The organism is Streptomyces sp. 15-116A, assembly GCF_025290915.1.
GTDB lineage: Bacteria > Actinomycetota > Actinomycetes > Streptomycetales > Streptomycetaceae > Streptomyces.
Map to the genome: position 1 here is coordinate 1 of NZ_JAOCQE010000306.1, position 6,954 is coordinate 6,954.

General features: G+C 71.9%; 8 protein-coding genes and 1 pseudogene. 3 read left to right on the plus strand and 6 right to left on the minus strand.

The features are described 5' to 3' along the window. A partial coding sequence (locus N4P33_RS30505; RefSeq protein WP_260830177.1) for a DUF6214 family protein occupies positions 1-182 on the plus strand: 182 nt, incomplete at its 5' end. Between the two features lie 27 nt (positions 183-209). Here N4P33_RS30505 and N4P33_RS30510 read toward each other — a convergent pair. Further along, positions 210-872, minus strand: coding sequence for a DUF305 domain-containing protein (locus tag N4P33_RS30510; protein ID WP_260830183.1), 663 nt, complete (start codon positions 870-872; stop codon positions 210-212). A gap of 182 nt (positions 873-1,054) precedes the next feature. Here N4P33_RS30510 and N4P33_RS30515 point away from each other — a divergent pair, with 182 nt between their 5' ends. Then, complete coding sequence (locus N4P33_RS30515; protein ID WP_260830178.1) at positions 1,055-2,557, plus strand: LVIVD repeat-containing protein; 1,503 nt, start codon at positions 1,055-1,057, stop codon at positions 2,555-2,557. Here the strand turns inward: N4P33_RS30515 and N4P33_RS30520 are convergent. The 5 genes from N4P33_RS30520 to N4P33_RS30540 form a co-directional block, all read right to left on the minus strand. Further along, the gene (locus N4P33_RS30520; RefSeq protein ID WP_260830179.1) at positions 2,545-3,261 is read right to left on the minus strand and encodes a TetR/AcrR family transcriptional regulator; all 717 of its coding nucleotides are present in this window, start codon (positions 3,259-3,261) and stop codon (positions 2,545-2,547) included. The genes N4P33_RS30515 and N4P33_RS30520 overlap by 13 nt on opposite strands. A 200-nt stretch (positions 3,262-3,461) precedes the next feature. Continuing rightward, complete coding sequence (locus tag N4P33_RS30525) at positions 3,462-3,692, minus strand: hypothetical protein (RefSeq protein ID WP_399030402.1); 231 nt, start codon at positions 3,690-3,692, stop codon at positions 3,462-3,464. Positions 3,693-3,812: 120 nt separating this feature from the next. After that, positions 3,813-4,490: a phosphatase PAP2 family protein gene (locus tag N4P33_RS30530; protein WP_260830180.1), complete on the minus strand. Its 678-nt coding sequence runs from the start codon at positions 4,488-4,490 to the stop codon at positions 3,813-3,815. A gap of 62 nt (positions 4,491-4,552) precedes the next feature. Next, the gene (locus N4P33_RS30535) at positions 4,553-5,488 is read right to left on the minus strand and encodes a M56 family metallopeptidase (protein ID WP_260830181.1); all 936 of its coding nucleotides are present in this window, start codon (positions 5,486-5,488) and stop codon (positions 4,553-4,555) included. Positions 5,489-5,592: 104 nt separating this feature from the next. Then, positions 5,593-6,165 (minus strand): DUF5134 domain-containing protein, encoded by a 573-nt coding sequence (locus N4P33_RS30540; protein ID WP_260830182.1) that lies wholly within the window; start codon positions 6,163-6,165, stop codon positions 5,593-5,595. A gap of 167 nt (positions 6,166-6,332) precedes the next feature. Between N4P33_RS30540 and N4P33_RS30545 the strand changes: the two are divergent. Further along, positions 6,333-6,954, plus strand: a pseudogene (locus N4P33_RS30545) (FUSC family protein); the annotation flags it as partial.

Genomic DNA, 6,954 nt, shown 5'->3' on the forward strand with positions numbered 1-6,954 from the left:
GGCGGCTGGTGGCACGGGAGTACCGCGCGGCGCAGGCCGAGGGGGCCGATCCGGTGCTGGCCGTGATGGGCGCCACCGGATGCAGCCGCAGGGGAGCCCTCAGACTGATCGGCCGCGCCCGCGACGCGGGCCTCCTGCCCCCGCGCCACGCCCGCCGCCGACCGGGCGGGACCGCGTCCTGATCTCTCCGGCCGACGGCCCCTGGTGCCTCACGTCAGATCACGCATGCGGTTGATCTCGCTCGTCTGCTGGGCGATCACGTCGTCGGCCATCTCCTCGATCTGGATGTTGTTGCCCTGCCCCTTCACATCCGTGGCCATGGTGATCGCCCCCTCGTGATGGGTGATCATCAGCGTGAGGAACAACTGGTCGAAGGCCTTGCCCTCGGCCGCGCGCAGATTCTTCAGCTGCGCCTCGCTCGCCATCCCGGGCATCGTCGCGTGGTCGTGCCCGCCGCCGTCGTCCTTCACCGGCTTGCCGTGCTTCTTCAGCCAGCCCTTCATCGCCTCGATCTCCGGCCGCTGCGCCGCGCCGATGCGCTCGGCCAGCTTCACGATCTTCGACGAGTCTGCCCGGTCCGGGACGAGTTCGGTCATCTCCAGGGCCTGCGCGTGGTGCTCGATCATCATGCGCGCGTACGACACGTCCGCGGAGTTGGGGGAGTCGTCCTCCCCGCGGTGCTCGGCGGCCTCCTCGGCGGACAGCGTGCGGTTCGCCTCCCCGGGCTCGCCCGGTGCGATGACCGAAGGGCCGCTCGCCGCATCCGACTTGGCGTCGTCGGAGCCCGACTCGCAAGCGGCGAGCCCGAGTACGGCGAGGGCGGTCAGCCCGGCTGCGACGAGGGACGCGCGGGGCACACGGCGGTAGAGCACAAGGACCTCCTGGGGCTGGGACACCTCGTGAGTGCTGACGACCGTCCTAGCACGATTACGCGTGTCACTGATCAAAAAACTTCATTGCGAGTGCGTTGCCCCTCTGTTGGTATGTGCATGCCCAGACGATACTGCGGGTGCGTAATCCGTTCGGAGTTGAACGGAACCAGGGAGGAAAAACAGTGATCCTGTTGAGAGTTCCCCGAACCCGGCGCAGACGCCTGGGAGTCGCCGCGGCGGCCGGCGGAATGCTGGCCGCGCTCCTGACGGCCGCTCCCGCCGCCGCGATCCCCGACCCCGGGGACTCGCCGGCCCCCTCGAAGGAGGTCTCGCGCAGCGACCAGGCCGAGGCCCGGGAGGCCATCGAGAGCGGCGAGATCCCCGGCCAGGACGAGATCGTCCACTCCGACAACATCCGGCACGTGGCCAACATCCCCAAGGACGCACTCCCCGGCACCAATTCGGACCTGGCCTTCCAGGGCCGCTACGCCTTCGCCGGCAACTACGACGGCTTCCGCATCTTCGACATCAGCGACCCGAGGTCGCCGAAGACGGTGGCACAGGTCCTGTGCCCCGGCTCGCAGAACGACATCTCCGTCTCCGGGAACCTGCTGTTCCTGTCCACCGACTCCTCGCGCAGCGACAGCAGTTGCAACAGCACCACCCAGCCCGCGACCGAGAAGTCCTCGTGGGAGGGCATGAAGGTCTTCGACATCAGCGACAAGCGCAACCCGCGCTATGTGGCCGCCGTCGAGACCGCCTGCGGCTCGCACACCCACACGCTGGTGCCCGAGCGCAAGAACGTCTACGTCTACGTCTCCTCCTACTCCCCGAACGCCGGCTACCCCGACTGCCAGCCGCCGCACGACGGCATCTCGGTGATCAAGGTGCCGCGCAACGCCCCGCACAAGGCGGCGGTCGTCGGATTCCCGGTGCTGTTCCCCGGTGAGGGCCCGGACGGCGGCGGCAACCCGGGTGCGCCCACCAACCCGGGCGTCTCCAAGACCACCGGCTGCCACGACATCACCGTGCTGCCGTCGAAGGACCTGGCCGCCGGTGCCTGCATGGGCGACGGCATCCTGTTCTCCATCAAGAACCCCGAGCGCCCCAAGGTGATCGACCGGGTCCAGGACAACGTCAACTTCGCCTTCTGGCACTCGGCGACCTTCAACCAGCGGGCGGACAAGGTCGTGTTCACCGACGAGCTGGGCGGCGGCTCCGGCGCCACCTGCAACGCGGCGATCGGGCCGAACCGCGGCGCCGACGGCATCTACGACATCGTCGGCAAGGGCGACCGGAGCAAGCTCGTCTTCCGCAGCTACTTCAAGATCCCCCGCCATCAGGCCGACACCGAGAACTGTGTCGCCCACAACGGCTCGCTGATCCCGGTCCGCGGCAAGGACCTGATGGTCCAGGCGTGGTACCAGGGCGGCGTCTCCGTCTGGGACTTCACCGACTCGGCGAGGCCGAAGGAGATCGCCTACTTCGAGCGCGGTCCGCTGACCACCGATCAGATCGTCACCGGCGGCTCCTGGTCGGCGTACTACTACAACGGCTACATCTACTCGAACGACATCGCCAAGGGCCTGGACGTCCTGAAGATCGACGACCGGCGTACCGACCCGGCGCGCTGGGTCCATCTGCACGAGCTCAATGTGCAGACGCAGCCGGACTACTTCGACTGAGCGTCCGCCGCCTGTCCGGTGACCGGCTCGGTGACCGGATCGGTCGCGAAGAAACGCGACAGATCCGCCCGGTCCGCCGGCTCCGTCTCACCTGTCCCGCCGGGCACCTCGGTGTCCGGCGGGACACCCATCTCCCAGTCCAGCCGGTAGCGCTTGAACAGCTCCTCGCGCAGCACCGGAACCGGCATCGGCACCCCGGGCACCAGTGCCGCGTACACCGCGCCCATGAGCAGGGCGCGCAGCATGGGGTAGTCGTGCTCGACGTCCGCCGAGCCGTGCCGGGCGACGGTGTCGCTCAGCAGCTCGGCCAGGCGCCGCTGCTCCGGGCACGGCACGAAGCCCTCGGCCTGCAGCAGCCCGGCCATGTGCTGGCGCATCAGCACGGGGCGGTCCCGGGCGAGGCCCAGGATCGCGTCGATGGCCCGCGCCATCCGCTCCCGGCCGTCCTCGGTGCGCGGCTCACGCTCCAGCGCCTCCTCCAGCGTGCGGTGCATCAGCCGGTGCACGGCCGACTGCACGAGCTGGCGCTTGCCCGGGAAGTAGTACGACACCAGGCCCCGTGCGGAGCCCGCACGGTCGGCGATGTCGCCGAGGGTCGTCGCCTCGTAGCCGCGCTCGCTCACCAGCTCCACCGCGGCCTGCAGGAGCCGCTCCTTCGAACGCCTCCGCAACTCTTCATTGACCGAGGCGCTGCGCGGGGACATGCTGGACTCCTGCGTTGACTGGCTGCCAGCCAACTATACTCAACGCGTCTGGTCAGGCCCCTGGTGGGCCTGCTTCGGGCTGCCGTCCGTCTCGGGCGACGCGGGGGATCGTCCGAGACGGCGGCGTTTTCAGCAGCCTCGGGCCATTCTCGGGAGGGGCGGCCAGGGCCCCGCTGCGGCGGTGAGGGGAGCGCAGCGGCTCAGCCGACGAGCCCGAGCACCCCGCGCAGCCCGTCGGGCCGCTCGTCCACCGGCAGATGCTCCACGAAGTGCACCGCGCACTCGAGCGCCCGGCACGCGTGGCGAACAGCCGGGGGCAGCGGCACCCGGCGGGGGAGGCCGGTGGAGGCGGCCCGGTGCAGCGCGGCACCGCGGTCCCGTATGCGCCAGGCGTCGGCCCGTTCGTCCGGCACGCGCTCGGGGTTGTGCATTCACCGAGTCATGGCTGAGGGCGGTGCTCGCCTCGGCCGGCCTCCGGCTCGACGAGGACGGCTGTCGTCAGGGACGGATCCCAGGGGCGTCTCCTGCGGCGTTACGGCTTCCTGGCGGCTTCACTGCTCCCGGCGGCGGTGGATCCAGATCGCCACGGCCACCACCAGGGCGCCGATGAGCCAGCCGCCCAGGACGTCGGTGGGCCAGTGGACGCCGAGCCAGACGCGGGTCAGGCCGACGCCGGTCACCGAGACGGCCGCGAGCACCAATGCCGTACGCCACAGGGCCCGGCTCACGCCGTAGTGGTGGACGAGCCACAGCAGCAGGCCGCACACGACCGTAGCGGTCATCGCGTGGCCCGAGGGGAACGCCGCGTAGTGGGCGGAGTCGACCGGGTCGGGCCAGACGGGGCGGGCGCGGTCCACCGCGGCCTTCAGCCCCTGTTGCAGCACGGTTCCGGCGGCCACGGTCAGCACCAGCCACAACGCCGTCCATCTGGCCGCGAACCGCCACGCCAGCAGGGCCGCCGTCACCCCGCACAGCAATCGCATCGTCCACGGGTCCCAGACCCAGTCCGTCAGGATCCGGGACGTCTGCGTCAGCCCGGGTTCCTCGACCGCCCACCGGTGCGTGGTCCGGGAGATGTCACCGTCCAGCCCCATCAGGGGCCCCCACTCGACGGCGACCAGCACCAGCAGCAGCGCGGAACACACGCCCAGCACACCGGCGGACACGGCGGCCGGACCGCGGTGCTGATCGGACGGGCGGGGCGGGGACTCGACGTGGGGGGTGTGCATACGGAGATCCTTGCCGACGGGGCGGGCCGGGGACCAATCGCTCCAGGCCACTGGCCCCTCGTCTACCCCAGTGCCCGCAATCCGGGTGCGAACGCCACCAGGACCGGGATCACCGGGACCAGGGACGCCGCCGCCGTCAGCCGCAGCCGGCGGGCGGTGGTGAGCCGGTCAGGGGCGGCCAGGAGGCGGTGCACCCGGGCCGGGACATGGGCCTGCGTGGTCGGGCAGGGGCCGAACACGCCGCGGTGCTCGTTGAGTTCGACCAGCGCCAGCGCGGTGGTCAGCCGGCCGAAGCGGCGGGAGGCCACGTCGTCGGCGGCGAGTTCGACCAGCCGGTGCATCTCGTCGCGGAACGCGGCGAACACCCGCACCTGCGGAAACCCGTCCGCCAGCGCGGAGGAGCAGTGCAGCAGCCAGTCGTGGCGGGCCTGCGCGTGCCCGCGCTCGTGCGCGAGGACCGCGTCCAGTTGCCGGCCCTTCAGCCGGCGCAACGCGGCCGTGGTGACGACCAGCCGGGGCGGTGTGCCGGGCAGCCACCACGCCTCGGGGCGCTCACCCTCCAGCACCACCAGACGGTCCGAACTCGGCTCCTCGCCCGGCAGCAGCGGCACCCGCAACCGCAGTTCGGCCCGCCGCGCCCGCCGCCGTGCCCGGGCCCGCGCGACCTCCCTGACCAGCATCGCCGCGGTCCACAGGCCCCCGCAGGCGAGCGTGACCGCCGTGGTGGCCGCCCACGGCCCGGCCGTCCCGAGGGCGTACGCCTCCACGACCGCCCGCGGCGCCGTCGCGAACACATGCCCGCCGACCGCGTGCCAGGCCGCCGCCGCGCTGAAGGTCATCGACAGCGCACAGCACAGCAGCACCGCCGCGATGACGCACTGCCACATCCACAGTGCCACCACCGGTTCCCGGTCCGGCCAGTCGGCCCGGGCGAGCAGCCGGGGGCCGGTGACAGCGGTCAGGACGCCGAGCAGCAACAGGACCGCGGGAAGGATCATGCCCGCAGCCTATGAGCGCGGCGCGGTCCGGGGGTACGGCCTCCGGGGGCAAAGTGACGAAATCAACGGCCGCGTTCGGGTGTCCGCAGCGCCCGCCGCCCGGGTCACATGATCAGCAGCATGGCCACCATCGCGATCGCCATCGACAGCCGGCACGCCCGCGCCAGCTCCGGGCGGTCCCCCCAGCCGGCGGCCGGGGCCGACCCTGGGGTTCCTGCCATTGCGGCCACGGGCACCAGCCGGGCGCCCGTCAGCAGCACATAGCCCACGAAGTACAGCAGCAGGAGCCCGGTCAGCACGGGTATGCCCGAGCCGCCGTGCCCGTGTCCGTGTCCTGCGCCCTGTGCCGGCGACGCGGCGGCCATGGTCAGCGCCATGTAGACCATGGCGCCCGCGCCCACCAGATGATGCAGATGGTGCGCTCTCGTACGGGCCGCCCACAGCGCGTGCAGCCCCGCCGCGCCGAACACCGCTGCGTAGACGGGCCACGCCCAGGCCGGCGGGGTGAACACCGCCGCCGGTACGGCCATCGCGGCCATCCCGAAACCCATCAGCGCCTCACCGCCCGCGGCGCGGCGCTGCTCCTCGACGCCGCTGCGCATCCGCAGCAGACAGTAGGCGCCGGTGGCCGCGCAGAGCACGACCAGCAGCCAGCCGGACGACCCCGGTCCGTGCACCCTGACCTCCCCCTGCCCATCCCATGGCCCCTCGACGGTCGGTCAAGGAATGCCCGCGCCTGGCGGTGTGCACGCGAGCGCAAGGGTGTACGGGGGGAGCGTTCGGGGGAGCGCAGCAGATCAGAGCATGTGCTTTACGGGTAAAACACCTGCTAAAGTCGTCGTTCATGAGCAGTGCGACCCCCACGACCCCTCTCGCCCGGCGCCTCCCTCTCGCGGCCGCGCTGCGGCTCGGGCGGCCCTCCGAGATCTGGTTCAAGCCGGCGCTCAGCGTCGTCGCGGCCGTCGCACCGCCCAGCCTGCTGCTGGTGGCGCTCGGCCGGCTCGATCTGGCGATGTACACGATGGCCGGGTCGCTGTGCGCGCTCTACGCCCACAACCGTCCCTACGCCGCACGGGCCAAGGTCCTCGCGGGTGTGGTGCTCGGCATGCTCGGGGGTCTCGCCGTGGCCCTGATCGCGGCGTCGCTGACGGCGAACGCGGTCGTCCTGGTCGCCGTCGGTGCCGTGCTGGCCGCCGTGCAGAAGGTGCTGTGCGATGCCACCCGCGTCGGCCCGCCCGGCAATGTGGTCCTCACCTTCGTCAGCTCCGCCTCACTGTTCGTCCCGCAGACCCTGGGCCAAGTCCCCGGCCACCTGGCGCTCGCCGCCGCGGCGGGTGTCTGGGCCTGGCTGATCGGCATGGCCCCGGCACTCGTCCGGCCGCACGGACCGGAACGCCGCGCGACCGCCCAGGCGCTCGACACCACCGCCACGTATGTCGCGCACGCCGGGGCGGGCCGCCGCGCCG

Bases quoted from the DNA above. Each gene is read 5' to 3' on its own strand.
- N4P33_RS30520 (WP_260830179.1), bottom strand. From the start codon at position 3,261: ATGTCCCCGCGCAGCGCCTCGGTCAATGAAGAGTTGCGGAGGCGTTCG.
- N4P33_RS30535 (WP_260830181.1), bottom strand. From the start codon at position 5,488: ATGATCCTTCCCGCGGTCCTGTTGCTGCTCGGCGTCCTGACCGCTGTC.
- N4P33_RS30525 (WP_399030402.1), bottom strand. From the start codon at position 3,692: ATGCACAACCCCGAGCGCGTGCCGGACGAACGGGCCGACGCCTGGCGC.
- N4P33_RS30530 (WP_260830180.1), bottom strand. From the start codon at position 4,490: ATGCACACCCCCCACGTCGAGTCCCCGCCCCGCCCGTCCGATCAGCAC.